General features: G+C 57.5%; 16 protein-coding genes. 12 read left to right on the top strand and 4 right to left on the bottom strand.

Annotated features, from left to right (window positions below):
- Positions 1-295 precede the first annotated feature (295 nt).
- The 3 genes from BN32_RS08405 to BN32_RS08395 all read right to left on the bottom strand — a co-directional run bounded on the left by BN32_RS08405 (position 296) and on the right by BN32_RS08395 (position 4,613).
- Entirely contained in the window at positions 296-1,090 is a 795-nt protein-coding gene (locus BN32_RS08405; RefSeq protein ID WP_019197713.1) for a hypothetical protein, read from the bottom strand.
- Positions 1,091-1,231: 141 nt separating this feature from the next.
- A complete protein-coding gene (locus BN32_RS08400; protein WP_019197712.1) occupies positions 1,232-2,869 on the bottom strand; it encodes a GMC family oxidoreductase in 1,638 nt (545 codons plus the stop codon).
- Between the two features lie 475 nt (positions 2,870-3,344).
- The gene (locus tag BN32_RS08395) at positions 3,345-4,613 is read right to left on the bottom strand and encodes a CaiB/BaiF CoA transferase family protein (protein ID WP_040425584.1); all 1,269 of its coding nucleotides are present in this window, start codon (positions 4,611-4,613) and stop codon (positions 3,345-3,347) included.
- Positions 4,614-4,940: 327 nt separating this feature from the next.
- On the opposite strand from BN32_RS08395, the gene BN32_RS08390 reads away from it, so the two are divergent.
- From BN32_RS08390 to BN32_RS08375, 4 genes are read left to right on the top strand one after another with little or no spacing between them, the layout of a single operon-like run.
- Complete coding sequence (locus BN32_RS08390) at positions 4,941-6,101, top strand: ABC transporter ATP-binding protein (protein ID WP_040425583.1); 1,161 nt, start codon at positions 4,941-4,943, stop codon at positions 6,099-6,101.
- Positions 6,061-7,422 carry an ABC transporter substrate-binding protein gene (locus BN32_RS08385; protein WP_040425582.1) on the top strand — a complete coding sequence of 454 codons (1,362 nt, stop codon included), beginning with the start codon at positions 6,061-6,063 and terminating at the stop codon, positions 7,420-7,422. Before BN32_RS08390 ends, BN32_RS08385 begins: the two co-directional genes overlap by 41 nt.
- A 28-nt stretch (positions 7,423-7,450) precedes the next feature.
- Entirely contained in the window at positions 7,451-8,323 is an 873-nt protein-coding gene (locus tag BN32_RS08380) for an ABC transporter permease subunit (protein WP_019197708.1), read from the top strand.
- Positions 8,320-9,306, top strand: coding sequence for a carbohydrate ABC transporter permease (locus BN32_RS08375; protein ID WP_019197707.1), 987 nt, complete (start codon positions 8,320-8,322; stop codon positions 9,304-9,306). Before BN32_RS08380 ends, BN32_RS08375 begins: the two co-directional genes overlap by 4 nt.
- Positions 9,307-9,410: 104 nt before the next feature.
- On the opposite strand, the gene BN32_RS08370 is transcribed toward BN32_RS08375, so the two are convergent.
- Positions 9,411-10,142 carry a FadR/GntR family transcriptional regulator gene (locus BN32_RS08370; RefSeq protein WP_019197706.1) on the bottom strand — a complete coding sequence of 244 codons (732 nt, stop codon included), beginning with the start codon at positions 10,140-10,142 and terminating at the stop codon, positions 9,411-9,413.
- Between the two features lie 369 nt (positions 10,143-10,511).
- On the opposite strand from BN32_RS08370, the gene gor reads away from it, so the two are divergent.
- From gor to BN32_RS08330, 8 genes are all read left to right on the top strand, one after another.
- Positions 10,512-11,897: a glutathione-disulfide reductase gene (gene gor, locus BN32_RS08365; protein ID WP_040426162.1), complete on the top strand. Its 1,386-nt coding sequence runs from the start codon at positions 10,512-10,514 to the stop codon at positions 11,895-11,897.
- Positions 11,898-12,122: 225 nt separating this feature from the next.
- Entirely contained in the window at positions 12,123-13,664 is a 1,542-nt protein-coding gene (locus tag BN32_RS08360; protein WP_019197704.1) for a class I adenylate-forming enzyme family protein, read from the top strand.
- 46 nt (positions 13,665-13,710) lie between these two features.
- Positions 13,711-15,159: an NAD-dependent succinate-semialdehyde dehydrogenase gene (locus BN32_RS08355; protein WP_040426160.1), complete on the top strand. Its 1,449-nt coding sequence runs from the start codon at positions 13,711-13,713 to the stop codon at positions 15,157-15,159.
- Between the two features lie 331 nt (positions 15,160-15,490).
- Positions 15,491-17,128: an FAD-binding oxidoreductase gene (locus BN32_RS08350; protein ID WP_040425581.1), complete on the top strand. Its 1,638-nt coding sequence runs from the start codon at positions 15,491-15,493 to the stop codon at positions 17,126-17,128.
- 45 nt (positions 17,129-17,173) lie between these two features.
- Positions 17,174-17,857: a glutathione S-transferase N-terminal domain-containing protein gene (locus tag BN32_RS08345; RefSeq protein ID WP_019197700.1), complete on the top strand. Its 684-nt coding sequence runs from the start codon at positions 17,174-17,176 to the stop codon at positions 17,855-17,857.
- Positions 17,858-17,988: 131 nt separating this feature from the next.
- A complete protein-coding gene (locus tag BN32_RS08340; protein ID WP_019197699.1) occupies positions 17,989-18,855 on the top strand; it encodes a VOC family protein in 867 nt (288 codons plus the stop codon).
- Between the two features lie 122 nt (positions 18,856-18,977).
- On the top strand, positions 18,978-20,402 hold the full coding sequence (locus tag BN32_RS08335) for an FAD-linked oxidase C-terminal domain-containing protein (RefSeq protein ID WP_019197698.1): 1,425 nt from the start codon (positions 18,978-18,980) through the stop codon (positions 20,400-20,402).
- 18 nt (positions 20,403-20,420) lie between these two features.
- The gene (locus BN32_RS08330; RefSeq protein ID WP_019197697.1) at positions 20,421-21,608 is read left to right on the top strand and encodes an FAD-binding protein; all 1,188 of its coding nucleotides are present in this window, start codon (positions 20,421-20,423) and stop codon (positions 21,606-21,608) included.
- The last annotated feature ends 3 nt before the right edge of the window (positions 21,609-21,611 follow it).

Genomic DNA, 21,611 nt, shown 5'->3' with positions numbered 1-21,611 from the left:
GTCGCAACTGCAAGTTCAGGCGTCAACATCAAATGTGACGAAAAGGGAGCTCTGTGGAAAAGTTTCGGACGCTCTTATCCGCGCCCGCTTCGTGCCGCTTCGGATTCGCGTAATGGCGCGTTATGGAATGTCGTTGTGCCCGCAGGGGCGTCAGTCGTAAGCAGTAGCTGTGGCCCCTGGGCTTATCTGCGTGACGGCATCCCGCCCGCCAGAATTTCTTGATGAAAAATGGTTAGCCAGTCCGGCCAACCACCACAATGAGTTAGAAGAGCTGAATGCCCGAAGCAACCGCACCTCATGCAGCTTGAGCGCGAGGCTGATAGATCGCGGTATGCTGACAATGGGCGATAGGAGTGCGGCCATTGGCAACGATAAGACCGTCCAGTTTTACAAACAAATGACCCTTCTTCTCATAGTTGCCTGTGACGCATGAGCGAGCGGTCAGTTCGTCGCTGTCGGCCGCGGCTGATAAAAGCTGCATGCGGCTGCCGATATGAATCCATGGCCCGAGAACAGCATTTTCCATGAGGACCCGGTTCATGATCCGCTGCAGCACGCCAGGATGGACGAGGCCTTCGCGCGCGTAGATAGGGTCTGTCTCGCGCACCTCGGCGCGATATTCGGCACCTGCCTCGCCCTGCCAGGAGCGCGGAGTGGTGCCGAGCCATTTACCGAGTGAGTAAGAGTCAGCGTCGATAGGATTCCTTGTCGCAACTGGCGCGGTGTCGGGAAAATCGGCAAGCGAGAATACCGGCGCAGTGTCTGCAAGCGAGGCCCGTCCGGTGGCTTTTGGCTCGCCGCGCTCGACGGTCAGTGCCAGCCCATCGCCGGACTCCTCGGCTTGAACCAGTACGTCCTCGCCGTCATAGATAGGCTTGCCGAACCGCGCTTCGATCAATCCTCGCTCGAGGAACGTCCGGCCCCATTTCGCAACCGGAACGTGGATCATGTAGGCGAGAACATCGACTCCCGGTACCAATCCGCCTCTGAAACCGTATTTCAGGGCCACGGAATCATCGTGCATCTTGTTTTCGGACAGTTTGGCGGTGTTGTAAGCTTCCACACGATACGGATCGAGTCGCTCAGTCATGTTTCAACCTTATGATTGCGGGAGACGATGGTATTGCAACGCGCGAATTACCGCAGCCTGTAGTGGTATATCCGGCGCATCGCGTGTGCACTAATCCATCGATGAAATCGGTCACTCAGCGGTTTCGAGATGCTCGGACCGTTAAGCTGACTGTTTTTTGGGAGCAGCGCCTGACTGTCTCGTCTCGTTGCTTCCCGCAACGAGCTCAGCGGCTTTTTCCGCCATGGCCATGATCGGTAGATTGGTATTTCCGCTGATTACTGTTGGCATGATCGAGCCATCGATGACTCTGAGGTTGTCTATCCCCCGAACCCGCAACTGACCATCGACAACAGCGTTGCTGTCTACGCCCATACGGCAGGTGCCTACTGGATGATAGATCGTTTCGGCCCGCGCTCGTATCCACTCTTTGCGGGAGGTTACACTCGTAAACGCATCGATATCGATCTTTCGCTTCACGAATTTGCGCAAACCCGGTTGATCGATAATCTCGCATAACTGCTTGACGCCTTCTTGCATGCTGACGAAATCGGATTCGTCAGAGAGAAAGCGCGGATCGATAGCGGGAGTGTCGGATGGGTCCGCTGATCTCAATCGCAGCGCGCCGCGGCTCTTGGGTCGAAGCTGGCAAACGCGAATCGCGAAACCATGATCGATGCGTTCGTTGGGCGGCGGATTTCGGAGCGCGACGATGAGATGGGCCTGCCATTCCGGCAGCGACGAATTTTTGTCAGGTCCCCAGAAGGCGCCGGCTTCGACACCTTGCGACGTTGCGGGGCCTGTGCCCCGAAGAATGTATTGCGCCCCCGCGAGACCGCCCTTGATCAAGCCGAGATACGGCGTCAGCGTAACGGGCTGAGAGGCTTCTAGGCGAATCGCACAATCCAGATGGTCCTGCAGGTTGTCTCCGACCCCAGCGGAATCGAGGACCGGCTTGATGCCAAGCGAGTGCAGGTGATCCGCCGGTCCGATACCCGAGAGCATCAGCAGTTGCGGCGAGCCGATGGCTCCGGATGTCAGCAATACCTCGCGCTCTGCCGAGATGGTTATCTCGCGTCCGCCCTTCTCGATGACCACGCCGCGCGCGCGCGTTCCCTCCATCGCGATCCGGCGAACTCTGCAATTAGCCATGAGGGTGAGATTGCTTCGTCCCTTCGCGCGATCGAGATATTTGAAAGCTCCGGATCGCTTTCCTTCGGCGATGGTGAGTTCGTAGAAGCCGGCGCCGATCTGGGATGGGCCGTTGAAGCCATTGTTCTCCCGCAGGCCGGTCGATACCGCGCTTTCTATGAATGCCTTTGAAATGGGATGTTGCAGGGTGCCATAGGACAGCCGAATAGGACCGGAATATCCTCTGTCCTGATTGCGCTCCCGTGTCACCAGGGTGGCATCCTCGATTTTCCTGAGGTAGGGGCGCAGGTTTTCGAAACTCCATGATGGCAGGCCTTGATCGGCCCACGAGTCGTAGTCCCAGGCGTTGCCTCGAATCGCAATCATTGAGTTGATGGAGGAGGAGCCACCCACAACCCGGCCACGCGGAATGTAGATCTTTCGATTGTTGAGATGGGCCTGGGGTTCGGTCCAGAACTGCCAGTTGTATTTTGAACTTGTGTAGAGGACGCGAATGCCGGCCGGCATGTGAACGAAGATGGATGCGGATGGAGCTCCGGCCTCGATCAGCAGGACATTGACGTTCGGATCCTCGCTCAGTCGTGAAGCCAGCACGCATCCCGCCGATCCCGCGCCGACGATGATGTAGTCATATCCGGATAGTTTCATTTCGAATCCCCTTGGGAACGCCCGCGGCTGGCTAACGTGGCTGGTGTGCTTGAAGCAAATAGCTCGCCGGACAGGATGCTTTCCGATACAGGTGACGAACTATTGCCGTTGTTTTTGGGTCGGTTTGGAGTACCATTTTGGTATATCCAATTATAGTGGCCGGGGTTCGGGCGTCAACAGAGAGGTGTTTCGATGGTCACTCGCGTGTTAGCTGCTTCGCTGGTCGCGTCGGCCGTTTTTGTTCTTCTATGGGGACCGAAAGGGTCGCAGCATTGGGATAAGACTATGTCTCCCCAGGAGAGAACAGCATTTCAAAAGGTAGTCTGGGCCCTCGGTCATTAAGTAGGCCGGCATTCGTCTGAATTTATCCGAGCTTCGCCTGCCACAGAACGCCGCCGCCAGATCTGCAGGCAGATGTCATGAGCTCGGCCGCCGTGTGCGTCGGCCGTGTTCATTTATGGGTGCGAGCACCCGCTTATTCGAGCCGTCTTGGCGAGGAGCGCCGCGGATGCGTGCCGGTATCGACAATTCGGCTCTCGTTCAGGCGCTGAATCTGTGCCTGATCAAATTTGAGTACGGTCTTGAGGACATGTTCCGTGTCTTCGCCCCGCAGCGGCGGACTCTTCGAATACTCGATCTTCGTTTTCGAAAACTTGATCGGGTTACCGACGAGAGGCGCAATGGCGCCGGAAGGATGAGGCAGATTGATCTGCAGCTCCCGATGGATCACTTGCGGATGAGCAAACACCTGGTCCAGCCGGTTGATCGGCGCGCAAGGAACTCCGACTGGCTCAAGCAATGATATCCAGTGGTGCGTCGTCTGCTTAACCAGATGCACATCCAGAAGCGGAATGAGTTGGTCACGATTGTGAAGCCGATCGGTGTTCGTGCGAAAGCGGATGTCAGCGGCCAATTCTGTCAATCCCGCAGTTGCACAGAATTTCCTGAACTGCTGGTCGTTTCCGACAGCCAGCACAAACGAGCCGTCCTTTGTCTTGAACACCTGATAAGGAACGATATTCGGATGCGCATTACCGGATCGCTTGGGTGGAGTTCCCGTCGTGAGATAGTTCATGTTCTGGTTGGCAAGTACCGAAACCTGAACGTCGAGCAGAGCCATGTCGATATGTTGGCCTTCGCCGGTGCGCTCGCGATGCAGCAACGCGGAAATGACGCCGGTTGCACTGTACATGCCGGTGAGAATGTCGACGATCGGAACGCCAACTTTCTGGGGGCCTCCGCCCGGCATATCGTCGCTTTCACCCGTGATGCTCATCAGGCCGCCGGTTGCCTGAATGGCCATGTCATATCCCGCAACATCCTTCATCGGGCCGGTCTGGCCGTAGCCGGTGATAGAGCAGTAAATGATATCGGGTTTCAGCTTTCGCAGTGACTCATAGTCCAGCCCGTATCGGGACATGTCGCCGACCTTGTAGTTCTCAATCACGATGTCGGCTTGCTGCGCCAGCGCGCGCACGATTGCGCTGCCTTCCTCAGTCGCGATGTCGACGCAGATCGAATGCTTGCCGCGGTTAGCGCTGAGAAAATAGGCGCTTTCGGTTGTATCGTTGGATTCGCCGTCCTTCAGGAACGGGGGACCCCATTGCCGTGTGTCGTCGCCGGTGCCGGGACGTTCGATCTTCCAGACTTCGGCACCGAGGTCGGAAAGAAGTTGGCCCAACCACGGCCCTGCGAGAATTCTTGAGAGATCGAGCACTCGGTAGCCCACCAGAGGTCCAGCCATGTCGCTTCCTTGTTAGTTCATATGACGCGATCTATTTCCGAGAAACCGCGCGCCCTCCATTCATCTATAATTGGATCGGCCAAATTGGTCAAACCAATATCGGTTGTGATTGATTCTATGGCGGAGTTCCGGATTGCCGATCCCGGCGAAAGCTTCTGCTCAATGATCGCGGCTTTGAAGGTGCCAGCCGTGGAGATTGCTTGACAGCCGCCAGGCGGAGACGTATGGAAGACCAAAATGGTCTGTCCAATTTGGAAGACAGCTGTGCGGTCCGAGTTCGGCGCATGGGAATAATAACTAGAGGCAACGCGAAGCGAGGTTTGCTGTATGGCGCGAGTCACTCTCCAGAATGTGTCGAAATCCTTTGGCGGAGATCGAGGGCCGTGGGCGGTGCAGGATTTTTCGTTGGATATTGCCGACGGAGAACTTGTCGTTTTTGTCGGGCCGTCCGGTTGCGGGAAATCGACCACGTTGCGCATGCTCGCCGGCCTCGATGATGTGACATCTGGCAGGATCATGATCGGCGGGCGGGATGTGACTGCGCTCCCGCCGAAAGATCGCAATATTGCGATGGTGTTCCAGAACTACGCGCTCTATCCGCAGAAGACCGTCTACGACAACATGGCATTTGGTCTTCGCGTGCGCGGAGAATCGAAAGACGAGATTGATCGTCGTGTGCGCAGCGCGGCGTCTAGCCTCGGCCTTGATCCCTTGCTCGAGCGAAAGCCGCGCCAGCTGTCGGGTGGCCAGATGCAGCGGGTTGCGCTTGGCCGCGCGCTCGTCCGAGACCCAGATGTCTTTCTGCTCGATGAACCCCTTTCCAATCTGGACGCCAAGCTGCGCGTGAAGACTCGCGAAGAAATCGCGACGCTGCATGCCCGGCTCGGAGCCACGATGATCTTCGTGACGCACGACCAGGTCGAAGCCATGACGCTCGGTGACCGGATTGTCATCATGCGCGATGGCTGGATTCAGCAAGCCGGACGGCCGCTGGATCTCTACGACCGGCCGGAGAATGTGTTTGTGGCGGCCTTTATCGGTTCACCCGAGATGAATCTGGTTGAGGGCGAACTGCTCCGTGACGGTGGTGGTTTGAGGGTTCGTTCTGGCGAACTGCAACTCGGATTGCCGGACGGTGAGTTTGTCGAGACGGAGAAGAGCGTCACCGTCGGCATCAGGCCGGAGCATATCGTTCGCGCGGAAGCGGCATCTGACATCGAGATGATCGTCAGTCTGGTCGAGCAAATCGGCGCACAGACCTATGTGCTGGGAACGATCTTCGGTCAGAAATTCCGCGCGGTATTCGCGCGCGACGACGTGCTCGTAGCCGGCGACAAAATCCCCGTCGTTCTGCCTGCACAGCGGTTGCATTTGTTCTCGCGCGAGAACGGGAAGGCTTTGAGGCAATCAAAATCAATAAATGAAATCAACAAAGGGAGGGAAAATCATGACCATGCGCAATTCAAACCAATGGAAGTCCAAGGGTAAGTCTTTCGGTTTTAGCCGGCGAGATTTTCTCAAAACATCCGCGGGGGCGGTGGTTGGAGCGACGAGCTCTCTGGCGGCTCCGTACGTGAACGCTCAAGCCGGAGTGACCCTCCGATTCCTGAACAATGAAACCGCGGCCGACAGCCAGGCCGTGTTGCGAAACGCGTGCAACGAGTATGAGAGCAAGTTCGGCGTCAAGATCATCGTCGATTCGACTCCGATCAGCGGCGCATACGCGAAGACCATGGCGGCGATCAATTCCGGTACTCCGTATGACCTGGCTACCCAGGGCTATATTGCCCATATTCTTCAGTATGCCCGCGGCGGTCATCTTATTCCGGTGACCGATCTGGTGAAGCAGCACTCCTGGGGGCAGATGGGTGCCTGGAAGTATCAGGGAGAGAATTGGTTTTATCCCTACGACTACAATCTTGTGACCTGTTACTATCGCAAGGATCTCTACGCCGAGAAGGGCCTCAAGATCCCCAACACATGGGCGGAGTATCTCGATAACTGCCGGGCGCTGACGATCTCAAAGGACGGCAATATCGAACGTGGCGGTTGCGTGATGCCGCTGGCGAGCGACAGCGCAACCAACTGGGCGAGCTTCGGTAACCTGTTCGCGGAGGCTCCGCAGTTCTACGACGACAAGTGGAACGTTGTTCTTGATGCTCCCGAAAATGCGGATCGGGCCGGGCGCTTCCTCGATCTTTTCGGTGAACTCTACAAGACCATGCCGCCCGGATTGAACACGGTGGGTTATGCCGAGCTCATGAGTCTCTTCGCCACCGGAAAGGTCGCGCATACCCTTTACTCCGGGCGTGTGGTCGAGGCGCTCGAGGCGCGAAATCCGGATCTTGCGGACAAGTATGGCATCTTCGCCGCACCGGACAGCACCGGCAAGCAGAAGGCACTGCCGTTTGCCTTCGACGGGTTCATCGCATTCAAGACCAAGCAGAGCGAGGAGACACTCAAGTTCCTCAAATGGTTTATCGATGAGCACTACATCGACTGGCTGCATTCAGCATGGATGAACTTCCAGCCGGCGCGCCTGGATATCTACGAGGATCCGCGCTGGAAGGAGCACCCGATGATTCAGAAGCATTGGGCAACGATGATGCAGATGAAGTCGTTCATCGATCCGGACAGCAAGGTGAGGCTCTCGTCGGTCGATTTGATCGGTCCGTCGATCGATCTGCGGCCGTGCAAGGTGTTCGATTCGAACGTCATGCCCGAGATGCTGCAGAACAAGGTGCTCAAGAACATGTCATCGGCCGATTGCGTGAAAGCGGCGGCCAATCGCATCCGGAAGCTTGGCTGAATTTTGTTGACGAAAAGGTAGGTGCCTTATGAGGCAGGATTGGCGAATCATCGGCTTGTTCGTCGGGGGCGTTTTGATAGTCGGCGCGATCGTTGGCGGGCCACTCCTGTACTCCATCAAGCTCTCGTTCTACGCGGCGGAGTCCTTTATTGATCCGCCGCGGTGGGTTGGATTTGGAAATTATCTCTCCGTCCTGGAGGACAGTAACTTTTGGGACGCGTTGTTAAACGGGATAATGATTTCCATTTCCGCGATCGTATTGCAGGTCACGCTCGGCGTTGGCATTGCACTCGTTCTGAATCGTCAGTTCGTGGGACAGACAGTCGTTCGTGCGCTATCGATCGTCCCATACTTTCTTCCGACAGTCGTTGCGTGCCTCATCGCACAATGGATGCTCGATCCAAATTACGGATTGATCAAAAGTATACTGGCGTCGTTCGGATCCAGCATGTTCGATTGGGGCGCCAACTCGGCAACCGCGAAGGGAACGATTGTTCTTGTCAGCGTATGGATATGGACTCCATTTGTGGTGACGTGCGTTCTGGCTGGCCTGCAAACCATTCCCGTTCAGCTTTACGAAGCAGCTCGGGTCGACGGCGCCGGTGCCTGGAAACAGTTCTGGCACATCACGCTGCCGGGCCTCAGATCTGTCTTGATCGTGGTCATTCTGCTGAGAGGCATCTGGATGTTCAACAAGTTTGACGTGATCTGGCTGCTAACCAAGGGAGGCCCGCTGAATCAGACCGAGACGCTCCCGACCCTCGCTTATCGAAGGGCATTTCTGGAGTTCGATCTTGGAGGCGGGGCGGCGGTGGCGACAATCTCGTTCGCGCTTCTGGCAACCATTATCCTGATCTACCTGCGGTTCTTCCCCATCGACGAAGCAAAGCAAGGCCGATGACAGTGACACAACAAAACTCGCACCTCTCCGTCGTTGCTGCTGTTGCCAATCCGCGGCAGGCGGCACTCCTTCGCAGCACGTCCCGGTTCGATCGCTTGCCGCAGGACGCGCCAACGCCAGCATCGGAACAAAAGTTCTCCGGTTTTGTGAGCAAGCCGATCAAGCAGATTGCCGGGCGCATCGGCCTCTACGCGGCGGTCATTGTAATCTGCATCTACTCGTTCTTTCCGATCTACTGGATGATTGTATCCAGTCTTCGGGCCCCGCAGCGGTTGTTTCTGGACACGTCGTTGGCGTTTTGGCCGCCAGATCTCTCTTCGTATAAGTCGCTGCTGGAACTGACGAACTACACGGCCAATTTCTTCAACAGCGCCCTGATGGCGATGGCTACGATCATCGTTGCCACAACGCTTTCAGCATTCATTGCTTACGGCGCGACGCGGCTGCGATTCAGAGGGAAGACAACATTGGTTGCCTCGATGTTGTTTGCTTATATGTTTCCGCCGTTGATGCTGGTTATCCCGATGTCAGCCTTGTTCCGCATGTTCGGGCTTTCCGACAGCCTGTGGGGTCTGCTGATTGCTCACCTCGCAATCTCACTCCCGTTAGGCGTCTGGCTTTTGTGGGGCTTCTTCAAGTCAATGCCATTTGACCTGGAAGAAGCGGCAATGGTCGACGGCTGCTCGCAGTTCGGCGCGTTCATCAAGGTGGTCTTGCCGCTTTCCGCACCGGGCCTGATTACGGTCGGCATCTTCTCGTTCCTGCTTTCCTGGGCGGACTACGTGTTCGCGCTCATCCTGATCATGAGCGATCAGAACAAGACGCTTCCTGTAGCCTTGGCCTCGATGCTGGGCGCGCAGGATCTGCGTTGGGGCGAGATCCTTGCCGGCGCATCCCTCATTGCGCTTCCGCTGTTCGTTATCTTTACATTCTGCTACCGATACTTTGTCGCAGGGCTTACGGCAGGTGCGCTTAAAGGGTAGGGCGCTCCAGATCCCATCCGGGCAAGAAAGATCAGTTCAGTACGCGGGGCCGCGCGCCAGAATCGACTCGAACGGTTTGCCAGGATGGGATGTTCGACGAAAGCCTATCGTCTTGCAGGTATCTTTGGCTCTCCCAACAGCGTTTGCCAGGTTTCGATGGTCTGAGACAGGTGTTCATTCATTTTCTGCTCAGCTTGGCCGACGCGTCGTCCCTCAATGGCCTCAAGGATTTCGCAGTGATCTTCATAGGAGCGGCGACCGCGGTTGTGATCAGCAAAATAGATGCGGCGGCGCTGTCTGGACAGTTCATAGAATGACTTTACGACGCGGAGCAGAATGTCATTCTTGGTGGCAGCGAAGATGGCCAGATGAAATGCCTCATCTTCCCGCTCGATCGTCTGCTTCTTGGCGAGACGCTTCTCGGTGTCGCTCAAAATTGCGCGAAGATCGCGGATATTATCAGGTGTCCTGCGGGTGCAGGCCAATCGGGCGGCCTGCACTTCGAGCATGCGTCGCACTTCGAAGACGTCGGCGATTTCGTTGGCCTGGAACGGAAGGCCCGACTCGGCGTGAAGGACGAGGGCCTCGATGCTGCTATCGTCTGAATGCCGCAGATATATCCCCGAATTGGGCCGTCTCTCAATGACGCGCATGGCTTCGAGGGCAGCCAGCGCCTCACGGACGGCGCCCCGACTTGTGTCGAACTTCTCCGCGAAGTCTCGTTCAGACGGCAGACGTTCCGCGGGCTGATAGCGGCGCTCACGGATGAACGAAAGGATTTTTCCGATGGCGTTCGAGGGAGGCTCCGGCTTTTCGGTTCGATTTCGTTCAGTCATTTGTGTCTACTCTTTCTGGCCTGCGTTCCGGAAAAGCTCGTCTGCTAAGCCGTTGCGCGCCCGGGCACCTGCCAATAGCCACGAATCTGAGTGATGTTCACTCTATTTCGACAGGCGATGATATTACAGGTGCTTTGCGCACCGTTACGGGTCCCGTCGCCGGGGATACCGTCTCGCCTAATTCCGCCTTCGCACGGCCACTCGCTTGATTCCGGTGTACCGGGCATATAAGACTGGTATACCGAATTGGTAAGACCGAAAAGGGCGGAGCTGGAATGGCAGTCGTTCTGCGTATAGTTCTTTCGTATCAGGTTGATGATCTTGCAGTACTTGGAACCCTCGGGGCAAGCCGGCAAAGCGCAAGCTGCCATGGCTGATTACGACGTAGACTTGTTTGTGATCGGCGGTGGCTCGGGCGGCGTTCGCGCCGCGCGGATCGCAGCGAATTACGGCGCCAAGGTCATGCTTGCCGAAGAGTACCGCATGGGCGGCACTTGCGTGATCCGCGGCTGCGTGCCGAAAAAGCTGTTCGTGTATGCCTCACATGTCCACGAGGAAATCAGGGACGCGGCGGGTTTCGGATGGAACATCCCGTCGGCGACGTTCGACTGGCCGACGCTGGTCGCCAACAAGGACAAGGAAATCGCCCGGCTCGAGGCGGCCTATACCGGCAATGCCGAGAAGGCCGGCGCGCGGGTGGTCAAGGCGCGCGCGGTGTTCGAGGACGCGCACACGCTCCGCCTGTCGACCGGCGAAACGGTGCGAGCGAAATATATCCTGATCGCCACCGGAAGCACGCCGAGTCATGGCGCGGCAATTCCCGGCATCGAGCATGTCATTTCGTCGGACGAGATCTTCCACCTGCCGTCATTTCCGAAGCGCATCGTGATCCAGGGCGGTGGCTACATCGCGCTGGAGTGCGCCTGCATCTTCGCAGGGCTCGGCGCTGACGTGACGCTTGTGTATCGCGGCGATGACATCCTGCGGGGGTTCGACGAGGATATCCGCGCGCATGTGCGTGGCGAGGTCGAGAAGGCGGGGGTTACTGTTCTCACACGCTGCACGGTGAACAAGGTCGAGAAGCACGGTGAGGGCTTCACCGCGCATCTGTCTGGCGGATCGAGCATTGCTGCTGACCAAGTGCTGTTTGCTATCGGCCGTCATCCCAACGTCAAGGGTCTTGGGCTTGAAAAGGCAGGCGTGGCGCTAAATCCGGCCAACGGCGGCATTGCCGTCGACGGCTTCTCGCAAACCAACGTGCCGCATATCTATGCGGTGGGCGACGTCACCCACCGCATAAATCTGACGCCAGTGGCGATTCGCGAAGGGCATGCCTTCGCCGACACTGTGTTTGGCAAGCGGCCGGTGCGCGTCGATCATGCCGATATTTCGACGGCGGTGTTCTCACAGCCGCAAGTCGGAACGGTAGGGCTGACCGAAGCCGAGGCAAGGGCGCAGTTCACCCACGTGGATATTTACAGGACCGATTTCAGGCCGATCAAGGCAACGCTGTCGGGCAGCCAAAGCCGCGTTCTGATGAAGTTGATCGTCGATGGTACATCCGATCGTGTTCTCGGCTGCCACATCGTCGGTCCGGACGCCGCCGAGATCGTTCAGGCTGTCGCCATTGCGATCAAGATGAAAGCGACCAAGGCCGACTTCGACGCCACCATGGCGCTGCATCCTACTTCGGCCGAGGAACTCGTGACCATGCGCACGCCGACCCAGCGTCACGTCCGCGAGGCGGCGGAATAACTGCCCGGAATCTATCGCCATCCGAAGCGCCCGGGCGACAGACCCGGCGGGTTGGGCGTGGCCAGCCAAATACGTCTTGACAGCACATAACTGAACGGACCAAATTGGTCTTACCAATATGAGATTGCTGACTCACGGGCGGCGGCTGCATCCGGCGTGGCGACTTAGTGCCGCGACGCGGATGCGGGCGCTGATTTCAGCAGCGACCAGGAAATAGGCTGAAAAATGGATTTGGTATCAAACTTGCCGCCCCGCATTCACGGGATACTTGATGAGGGGGCAGAGGGGGATGCTTCTCGGATCGCGTTTACCGACGAGCATGGTGTCGATTGGTCCTATCGCCGCCTGATTGATACGGTCGAGCTTGCCGCCGTTGAAATGAGCCGGCTCGGTATTCGTCCGGGCGATCGGGTCATGATCGTGTGTGAAAATTCAATCGCAGCGATCGTATTGCTGTATGCGTCGAGCCGGCTTGACGCCTGGGCGGTCGTCACAAATGCAAGACTGAGCAAGCATGAACTGGATTTGATCGAGCGCGACTGTCGGCCGCGGCGCGTGTTCTATACGCATGCCATTTCATCTGACGCAGATGCTCATGCTTGTCGGCGCGACGCAGACATCGAGCCGTTCACTGGAATAGGTGAGGTGAAAGTCGCAAGGCTTGATGCGGATTCCGTTGCGGAGCGGGTTCACCTGGATCCTTCCCGGCAGGTCGCCGTTGTTATCTATACGACGGGAACCACCGGACGCCCAAAGGGAGTGATGCTTAGCCATCGCAGTCTCGCGTTTGTCGCATGCCGGGGGAAAAGGACCGACACGATTCGTTCGGACGACGTCTCGCTGTGCGTGATGCCGATTTCCCATTCGTATGGGCTTACACTCATGCAAGGCATGTTGTTCGCAGGCGCGCATCTGAAAATCATGCCAAGATTCTCACTCACGCAAGCTATCGAAGCCGTCGTGAACAAGACTCTTACGATATTTACGGCCGTGCCGGCGTTGCTGTCGCGTATCGTCGCTCACGTCGACCAGGCGGGTCTTCAGCTCTCACCGAACAGGCTCCGATATGTTTACACCGGCACCGCTCCGCTGGACCTTTCATTGCGTCAAAACGTCGAGCGCGTGTTCGGGGTCGTTCTCCATAACGGCTATGGTCTCACCGAAACGTCGCCCACGATCAGCCGGACGCAGTACGCAATGGGCAGCGGCGAAGTCAACATCGGCCCTCCCATTTCCGGAGTCGAGATCAAGATTGTCGGAGCGGACGGTCATGAGGTCGCAGACGGCCTGCCGGGCGAGCTTCTCGTGCGAGGACCAAATGTCATGCTTGGCTACTATGGTCAGCCGGAGCTGACTGCGGGGGCTATCGATGAGTACGGCTACTTGAAGACCGGCGATATTGTCAGCCGCAACGCGCGCGGCGAATTGATTGTGCAAGGCCGATCAAAGGAATTGATCATTCGCTCAGGGTTTAATGTGTATCCGCCTGAGATCGAAGCGGTTCTCAACACGCATCCGACGGTTCTCAACTCTGCGGTCGTCGGGCGATCGGTTGAGGGCAACGAAGAAATCATCGCCTTTGTGGAGCCCGTTCCTGGAGGTTCCGTCGAGACCAATGATCTGTTCGCGTTCCTCGATGGGCAACTGGCCCGATACAAGAAGCCCCAGCAGATCATCGTGATGCCGCAACTGCCAATCGCGCCAAACGGCAAGATCAGAAAGCATGATTTGAAGAAGTACGCTGAAACATCAGCGCTTTCTGTCTAGTCATTCCGAATTCTTCAATCCCCATCGAAGGCCAATGGACATCGCCATGAAGCAGGAACAGACCTATCCGGACGTCAAGATGTTCATCGACGGGGCTTGGTGCGACGGGTCCCAAGGTAAATCCGACGCTGTGCTGAATCCCGCGACCGGGCTTGCGATCGGGCGTGTTCCGCACGCGTCTGTCGACGACCTCGAGCGAGCGTTGGATTCGGCGTGGCGCGGCTTCAGTGCTTGGCGCAAGACATCTGCGTTCGACCGCTACAAGCTCATGCGGGCGGCCGCCGAGAAGCTGCGCGAGCGGGCCGGTGAAATCGCTCGCATTCTCACGCTCGAGCAGGGAAAACCGCTGGCGGAAGCGAAACTGGAGGTGCTGCTCGGCGCGGACATCGTCGACTGGTTTGCCGAAGAGGCTCGCCGGTCCTACGGCCGCGCTATTCCTTCGCGTTCTGGAGCGGTGCAGCAAATCGTGATCAAGGAGCCGGTCGGGCCGGTGGCTGCGTTCACGCCGTGGAATTTTCCGATCAATCAGGCTGTCCGCAAGATCTCGGCTGCAATCGCTGCCGGCTGCTCCGTGATTCTCAAGGGACCTGAAGAAACGCCGGCCAGCTGCGCTGCTCTGGTTCAGGCCTACGCCGATGCCGGCCTGCCATCGGGCGTACTCACTTTGGTCTTCGGCGTGCCCGCCGAAGTGTCTTCGTATCTGATCGCCCACCCGCTCATTCGCAAGATTTCCTTCACGGGCTCCACCCAAGTCGGCAAGCAACTCGCCGCTCTGGCGGGAAGCCATATGAAGCGTGTGACGATGGAATTGGGAGGGCATGCGCCGGCACTGGTGTTCGGCGATGCGGACGTGAAGGAGTCGGCCAGACTGCTGTCCGCGGCGAAATTCAGGAACGCCGGCCAAGTCTGTGTCTCGCCCACGCGTTTCATCGTGCACAAAAGCGTCTACGAGGAGTTTGTCGATCACTTCACATCGGCGGCGAAGAATCTGGTTGTCGGCGACGGTCTTGACGCCGCGAGCCAGATGGGTCCGCTGGCTAATCATCGCCGTATCGAGGCGATGGAGGCCTTGATCGCCGACGCCACCTCGCGCGGCGGGCGCGTTAGAACCGGCGGAAAAAGAATCGGAAACGAGGGATTTTTCTTCGAGCCAACCGTTCTCACGGATGTCCCGCTGAACGCGCGTATCATGAACGAGGAACCGTTTGGTCCCGTTGCTCCGATCAGCGCCTTCTCCGATCTCGATGAGGCCATAGCGGAGGCAAATCGTCTTCCGTTTGGCCTCGCCGCTTATGCCTACACCAAATCGGCCGCTGTCATTGGTGCCATCAGCACGGGGGTCGAAAGCGGAATGATGTCGGTAAACCATCATGGTCTTGCGCTGCCTGAAACCCCGTTTGGAGGGATCAAGGACTCCGGTTATGGCTCCGAGGGTGGAACAGAGGCCATGGAGGCCTACCTGAACACCAAGTTCATTACCCAAATGAACGGCTAAGCCACGTAGGCCATCGGCCGGCTTCGCGAGTTTCTCGCGCAAAATCGAATTCCGAAGGTCCCTTGCGGGCTCGCTATGCGGGCTCGCTTGGCTACGTCCGCATCGGCGGAATGGAACCCGGACGTTGCAATGAGGGCCTGTGGGCCATGAAGAAATTCTCGATCAACGCCTGAAGATGCGCTTGACAAAGAGCATGGTCGGGAGCTTATTGGTCGTACCAATTTGGAAGGGCCAGTGTGTTACCGAAGACTTTTCTCCCGACTGTCGGGACAGATGAATCAGTCGGGCTGGCTTTCCGGTTCAACACGAGCGAGGAGCAAGGAGCGAGGCAATGAATGCACCCATGAATATGCCAAAAGGGCAGCGAAGGAAGTTCTGGAGCTGGGGTTACGAAGGCCAGGACATCCCTGAGTCCGAAGTGAAATCGATGCACGAGCGCGTTGCGAAGCGCCTCGGCATGAGCGATTTCACAATTCTCCCGGATCCAACCCTTGACGAGATTGAGATCCGTGCCCCGCGCATCAAGCCTCCGGCGTCGCTTGCAAGTTTCTGCACGACGGAAAAATGGGATCGCGTTGCTCACACCTATGGCAAGAGCTTCCGCGACCTGGCGATGATCTACAAGCGCAAGTATCCAAATCCGCCAGATGTCGTGGCTTATCCTCGCGACGAAAAGGACATTGCCGCCGTTCTCGACTGGTGCGGTGAAAATGGCTACGCGGCCGTGCCTTTCGGCGGCGGATCGAGTGTCACGGGCGGCATCAATCCGCCGGATGATAGCAGCTACAAGGGCGTGGTCACCATCGACCTCGAGAATCTCAATCGCGTTCTGGAAGTCGATCCGACTTCGCGCGCGGCCAGAATCCAGGGCGGCACGTTCGGTCCTTCGCTCGAGGAGCAGCTGAAGCCGCATGGTTTCACGCTGCGCCACATTCCGCAATCTTGGGAATTCTCGACTCTCGGCGGATGGATCGCGACCCGTTCGTCCGGTCACTATGCGACGCATCTGACGCATATCGACGACATGGTGGAAAGCCTGCGCGTTGTCACGCCGACCGGCACGATCACAAATCGCCGGCTGCCGGCCTCTGGCGCCGGTCCGAGTCCCGATCGCGCCTTCATCGGCTCGGAGGGTACGCTTGGTATCATCACCGAAGCGTGGATGCGTCTGCAGGGCCGGGTGAAGTTTCGCGCCAACGCCTCGGTGTCGTTCAAGACCTTCTACGAGGGTGCGAAGGCCGTTCGGCAGATCACCCAAGCCGGTCTTTATCCCGCAAACTGCCGCTACCTCGATGAGAAGGACGCCTTCTTCTATGGGGCTGGCGACGGCACGGAATCGATGCTGCTGATCGGTTATGAGTCGGCTGATCATCCGGTCGATGCATGGCTCGATCGCTCTCTGGAAATCTGCCGGGACTACGGCGGCACGGTGAAGCAGAAGGCGGGCACGGGCACCGATGCTCTCGAAACCAGCCGCTCGGGCGCGCAGGGCAGCTGGCGCAACCAGTTCCGCTATCTGCCTTATCTCATGCACGTTCGTGCGGCGATGGGTATCGTCAGCTTCACCTTTGAAACGGCCTATACGTGGGATAAGTTCGAAGCGCTCGACACGGAAGTCATGCGACGGGTCGCTGAGGCGGAGAAGAAGATTTGCGGTGGTGGCATTGTCTGCCGTCGGTTCTCGTTCCTTTATCCGGATGGGCCGGCGCCTTACTACTCCATCATGGCTCCGTCTTCTCACGAGAAGAACATCGAGCACTATGCGGCGTTGAACAAGGTTGCATCCGACGCCCTTCTGGAACTCGGCGCCACCATTACGCACCATCATGCCGTCGGACGCAGTTTCCGTCCTTGGTATGACAAGGAAATCGATCCGGGCTTCATTCGGATGATGCAGGCCAGCAAGCGCGAGGTCGATCCGAACTGGGTCCTCAATCCGGGCATTCTGTTCGATAAGCCGAAGGCTTAGTTCGCGCAACGCTATCCGTTCGGCTGTTTCACAGGAAGTTGGTACATGATTGATCTCTACTTTTGGACGACGCCGAATGGATACAAAATCACGATAATGCTGGCCGAACTCGGCCTGCATTATCGGGTTCTGCCGATTGACATCACCAAGGGCGATCAATTCGGCGCGGAGTTTCTTAAGATCAGCCCGAACAACAAGATCCCGGCGATTGTCGATCACGATGGCCCGGACGGGGAGCCGCTGCCGGTTTTCGAGTCGGGAGCCATTCTTCTGTACCTTGCTGAAAAGACCGGAAAGCTGCTGCCGTCCGACCCGCGGGCGCGGATGGAAATCATTCAATGGTTGATGTTTCAGATGGGCGGTGCCGGCCCGATGCTCGGCCAGGCTCATCATTTTCGGCGCTACGCACCAGAGCAGATTCCTTATGCCGTGGAGCGTTACACGAAAGAGGCCGCCAGACTGTATGGCGTGATCGATCGCCGCCTGGCAGACCGCGAATATCTCGCCGGCGACTACTCGATCGCGGATATTGCGACCTTCCCCTGGATTCGTCCCTACCGATGGCAGGGACAGGAGCTTGATGCGTATCCCAATCTCAAGCGTTGGTTCGACGGCATCAAGATTCGTCCGGCGGTGCAGGAGGGGCTGGCTGTTATGTCCGACACGAAAAAGTGGGAAGCAAAACCGGGCACGGAATCCTGGAAGAACATGTTCGGCGCGAAGGTGTGAAGACGGCGAGATGGTCTTCCAGACCATTGTGACCGCGAGCTACTCATCGGATCGGTGCATAACGAGCGCGCTAGACCACGACTGAAAGCAGTTCTGCTTCGCGTTGGAATGCCAACAAGGGCTTTATCGGGATGCTGACGACGATTGATCGCGTGCAGATCGCGACGCGAGACGCCAAGGGTGTCGCGGAAACTTGGCGCCGTAGAGTGGGCGCCGAGGAGGTCTCATCGGATTCTATCAAGGCGCTTCGGGCCAAAAGGACTACGCTGCGCGTAGGAACCGGCGAAGTCGAACTTCTGGAGCCGGATGGCACCGGAATTGTGGAGCATGAACTGATCCGGCGCGGCCGGTCTCATGTCTTCGGCGCTGGTGCGACGTCATTGGATATGTCCGCCCTCGTGAGTAATGCCACCCAGGCGGGTGCTCTGCATATCCACGAAGGTGGCCAGGATTTCATCCGCATCGAGATCGAAGGTAGCCCCGTGCACTTTGTGATCTCGCCTCCACGGGATGTGAAACCGGCAGGAAAGCTGGATTTTCTTTACGAAGTCACATTGCTGGCGGCGGATCAATCCGCTGCTGTGAACTACGTTGCGCGGGTGTTCGGATTGAACAAAGAGAATTTTGTCACGATCACGTCGGAGCTCTTCGGATATACCGGCGTTCTCACTCTCTTTTCGCCGGATCGTCTCGATAGATTTGAAGTCATCACCCCAACCGATATGACCAAGACGATGGGTCGATATTATGAGCGTGAGCGCGCGTCATTCTACATGGCATATGCCGAGAGCCGTGAAGTCCGCAGCATTGAGCGGGCAGCAAGGGCGGATGGCGCAGGCGTCACGCTGGATCCGAGGGAAAAGCAACAGGAAGGCCGGGAGCTCGAACAGATATGGCTTCATCCCGGCGCACTCAACGGAATGATGCTGGGAATTTCCAGGCCAACGCTCGCATGGCGATGGTCCGGACATCCGGAGCGCGTCGCAGCTCTTGGTTAGAGCTTGGAGCGGGCGCCGAAATCACGAGCTTTGTGTTGTTGCATGAGGTCGGTGGATCCATGCCTAACCTTGAAGTGCGCAGCTGAAGTGTTTCGATGTAGGAGGTGCGCTTGAGCGCGACCATGTTCTCCGAGCCAGACAAGGAAATTCTCGATCGTCGCGGTACAATCGTGAAACATCTGACAAGCTTGGTTTCGTCCGATGGCCTTATCGCCGATAGAGACGAATGCAGGGCATACGAGACCGACGCGCTCGCCGCCTATCGCAAAATGCCGCTGGCCGTTGTGTTGCCGACATCGACGGATGAAGTAAGTGCTGTTCTCAAGTTTTGCCATGATAATGGCGTGAAGGTCGTGCCGCGCGGCGCGGGCACCTCACTTGCGGGAGGAGCAATACCGACCGAAGATGCTGTTGTTCTTGGGCTTTCAAGAATGAGCCGCGTGCTCGAGATCAACTACGATGACCGTTTCATTCGGGTCGAAGCGGGCGTCACCAACCTGAGCATAACTTCTGCAGTGTCGGATAGAGGCTTCTTCTACGCGCCAGACCCGTCATCTCAGCTCGCATGTACCATCGGTGGCAACATCGCGAATAATTCGGGCGGTGCACATTGCCTGAAATACGGCGTTACGACCAACAATATTCTCGGCGTCAGATTGGTCCTGATCGATGGCACGATCCTCGACCTGGGTGGAAACAGTCTCGATAGCGGTGGACTGGATCTGCTAGGTGTTGTGGTCGGATCTGAAGGTCAGCTCGGGATCGTGACCGAAGCTACTGTCCGGATACTGAGATCGGCCGAGGCCGCGCGTCCCGTTCTGTTTGGATTTCCCTCATCCGATGGAGCGGGCAATACCGTTGCAGAAATTATCGCGGCGGGAATCATTCCGGTCGCGATCGAATACATGGACAAGGCTGCGATCGAGATATGCGAGGCCTTTTCCAAGGCCGGGTATCCTCTTGATGCGGAAGCTCTTCTGATCATCGAAGTGGAAGGCTCGAAAGCGGAAATGGACGCTATGCTCGACCGGATTATCTCCATTGCACGAGCCAATGGCGTGCAGACGGTCCGGGAGAGCAAGTCCGCGATTGAAACCGCGGCGATCTGGAAGGGACGGAAGTCCGCCTTTGGTGCGACTGGGCGCGTTGCGGATTACCTGTGCATGGATGGAACCGTGCCGACGGGCAAGCTCGCCTACGTGCTGTCGCAAATCGGCGAGATCGTGAAACGCTATGGACTGCGTGTGGCTAACGTCTTCCATGCGGGCGACGGAAATATGCATCCGCTCATCCTTTATAACGCCAACGACCCGGCGGAGCAGTCGAAAGCGGAGGCGGCGGGCAACGATATTTTAAAGCTGTGCGTTGAAGTCGGTGGCTGTCTCACCGGCGAACACGGGGTTGGTATTGAGAAGCGCGACCTAATGCGCTGCCAGTTCAGTGAGGCCGATCTTTCTCAGCAGCTTCGCTTGCGTGCAGCATTCGATTCAAAATGGCTGCTGAATACGGACAAGGTGTTTCCCTTTGACTGCCGAAATCAAATGTAACATTAGGCGAATTTGGCGATGTCAGGAGATCTGAAACCGCGCGACGAAAAGAACCTGTCTGAATCGATCAGAATGGCAGCAGCGGCAAAAATGCCGTTGATTGTCAGTGGCGCTGGCAGCAAGTCAGGTATTGGCCGGCCGAATGGATATGCGATGTCTGTTACGACACAGCGTATGCAGGGAATATCGCTCTATGCGCCAACGGAGTTGGTGATCGGGGCTCTTCCCGGAACACCACTGTCCGAGATCAATCAGACGCTTGCAACACAGAATCAAATGCTGCCGTTCGAGCCGATGGACTATCGGCCGATTCTCGGTGGGCGCCATGAGCCGACGATCGGAGGAATCGCAGCAGGAAACGTTTCAGGACCGCGGCGTATCATGGCGGGAGCCTGCCGTGACAGTCTGATTGGCATCCGGCTGGTAAACGGCCGCGGCGATGTCGTGAAATCGGGCGGACGGGTTATGAAGAACGTCACCGGTCTCGATCTGGTAAAGCTCAATTGCGGAGCGTGGGGTACGCTCGGTGTGTTCAGCGAGGTTATTTTCAAGGTTTTGCCAAAACCGGAATACGCGTCCTCGCTAGTGCTGCGCGGATTGAGTGATGCGACGGCAATCGCCGCATTGACGACGGCCCTGGGATCTCCATTTTCCGTCTCCGCTGCGGCGCATCTGCCGAAGGGCGTAGTGCCGGAACCCCTGACCATCGTTCGTATCGAGGGGTTCGCGCCTTCGGTAGCGTATCGTTGCGGCGAGATCGTCAAGCTTTGGCGGCCATATGGAGAGGCCGACCTTCTAGAGGGAGAAGCGGGCACAAATATTTGGTCTGATGTGCGGGATGCGCGGTGGCTGGCGGATCCTGCAGAGAGTGCCATATGGCGGCTCTCGCTGGCCCCCTCGAAAGCACCCGGCACCGTTGCTTGTATCAAACGGGTACTCGATGTGCGTCATTTCTATGATTGGGGCGGCGGCTTGGTTTGGCTCGCTGTCAACGCGTCAGAAGATGCGGGCTCCAAGGTGATCCGGGATGCAATGCGAGGCCTCGGTGGCCACGCAACACTTCTGCGCGCATCGCCGGCGGTTAGAAGCAAGGTCGAAATATTTGAGCCGCTTCCGCCTTCGCTCGCGGAGCTGACCCGAAGGATCAAGCTTGCGTTTGATCCTGACCGGATTCTCAATTTCGGAAGAATGTACTCCGGTAATTAAAGC

This window comes from Afipia birgiae 34632, from assembly GCF_000308295.2.
GTDB classification, from domain to species: Bacteria; Pseudomonadota; Alphaproteobacteria; order Rhizobiales; family Xanthobacteraceae; genus Afipia; species Afipia birgiae.
The sequence above is the reverse complement of the archived record's forward strand: the minus strand, read 5'-3'. Positions and strand labels throughout refer to the sequence as shown.

Excerpts from the sequence above, each read along its gene's own strand:
- BN32_RS08405 (WP_019197713.1), bottom strand. The coding sequence starts at position 1,090 with ATGACTGAGCGACTCGATCCGTATCGTGTGGAAGCTTACAACACCGCC.
- BN32_RS08400 (WP_019197712.1), bottom strand. The coding sequence starts at position 2,869 with ATGAAACTATCCGGATATGACTACATCATCGTCGGCGCGGGATCGGCG.
- BN32_RS08395 (WP_040425584.1), bottom strand. The coding sequence starts at position 4,613 with ATGGCTGGACCTCTGGTGGGCTACCGAGTGCTCGATCTCTCAAGAATT.
- BN32_RS08390 (WP_040425583.1), top strand. The coding sequence starts at position 4,941 with ATGGCGCGAGTCACTCTCCAGAATGTGTCGAAATCCTTTGGCGGAGAT.
- BN32_RS08385 (WP_040425582.1), top strand. The coding sequence starts at position 6,061 with ATGACCATGCGCAATTCAAACCAATGGAAGTCCAAGGGTAAGTCTTTC.
- BN32_RS08380 (WP_019197708.1), top strand. The coding sequence starts at position 7,451 with ATGAGGCAGGATTGGCGAATCATCGGCTTGTTCGTCGGGGGCGTTTTG.
- BN32_RS08375 (WP_019197707.1), top strand. The coding sequence starts at position 8,320 with ATGACAGTGACACAACAAAACTCGCACCTCTCCGTCGTTGCTGCTGTT.
- BN32_RS08370 (WP_019197706.1), bottom strand. The coding sequence starts at position 10,142 with ATGACTGAACGAAATCGAACCGAAAAGCCGGAGCCTCCCTCGAACGCC.
- gor (WP_040426162.1), top strand. The coding sequence starts at position 10,512 with ATGGCTGATTACGACGTAGACTTGTTTGTGATCGGCGGTGGCTCGGGC.
- BN32_RS08360 (WP_019197704.1), top strand. The coding sequence starts at position 12,123 with ATGGATTTGGTATCAAACTTGCCGCCCCGCATTCACGGGATACTTGAT.
- BN32_RS08355 (WP_040426160.1), top strand. The coding sequence starts at position 13,711 with ATGAAGCAGGAACAGACCTATCCGGACGTCAAGATGTTCATCGACGGG.
- BN32_RS08350 (WP_040425581.1), top strand. The coding sequence starts at position 15,491 with ATGAATGCACCCATGAATATGCCAAAAGGGCAGCGAAGGAAGTTCTGG.
- BN32_RS08345 (WP_019197700.1), top strand. The coding sequence starts at position 17,174 with ATGATTGATCTCTACTTTTGGACGACGCCGAATGGATACAAAATCACG.
- BN32_RS08340 (WP_019197699.1), top strand. The coding sequence starts at position 17,989 with ATGCTGACGACGATTGATCGCGTGCAGATCGCGACGCGAGACGCCAAG.
- BN32_RS08335 (WP_019197698.1), top strand. The coding sequence starts at position 18,978 with ATGTTCTCCGAGCCAGACAAGGAAATTCTCGATCGTCGCGGTACAATC.
- BN32_RS08330 (WP_019197697.1), top strand. The coding sequence starts at position 20,421 with ATGTCAGGAGATCTGAAACCGCGCGACGAAAAGAACCTGTCTGAATCG.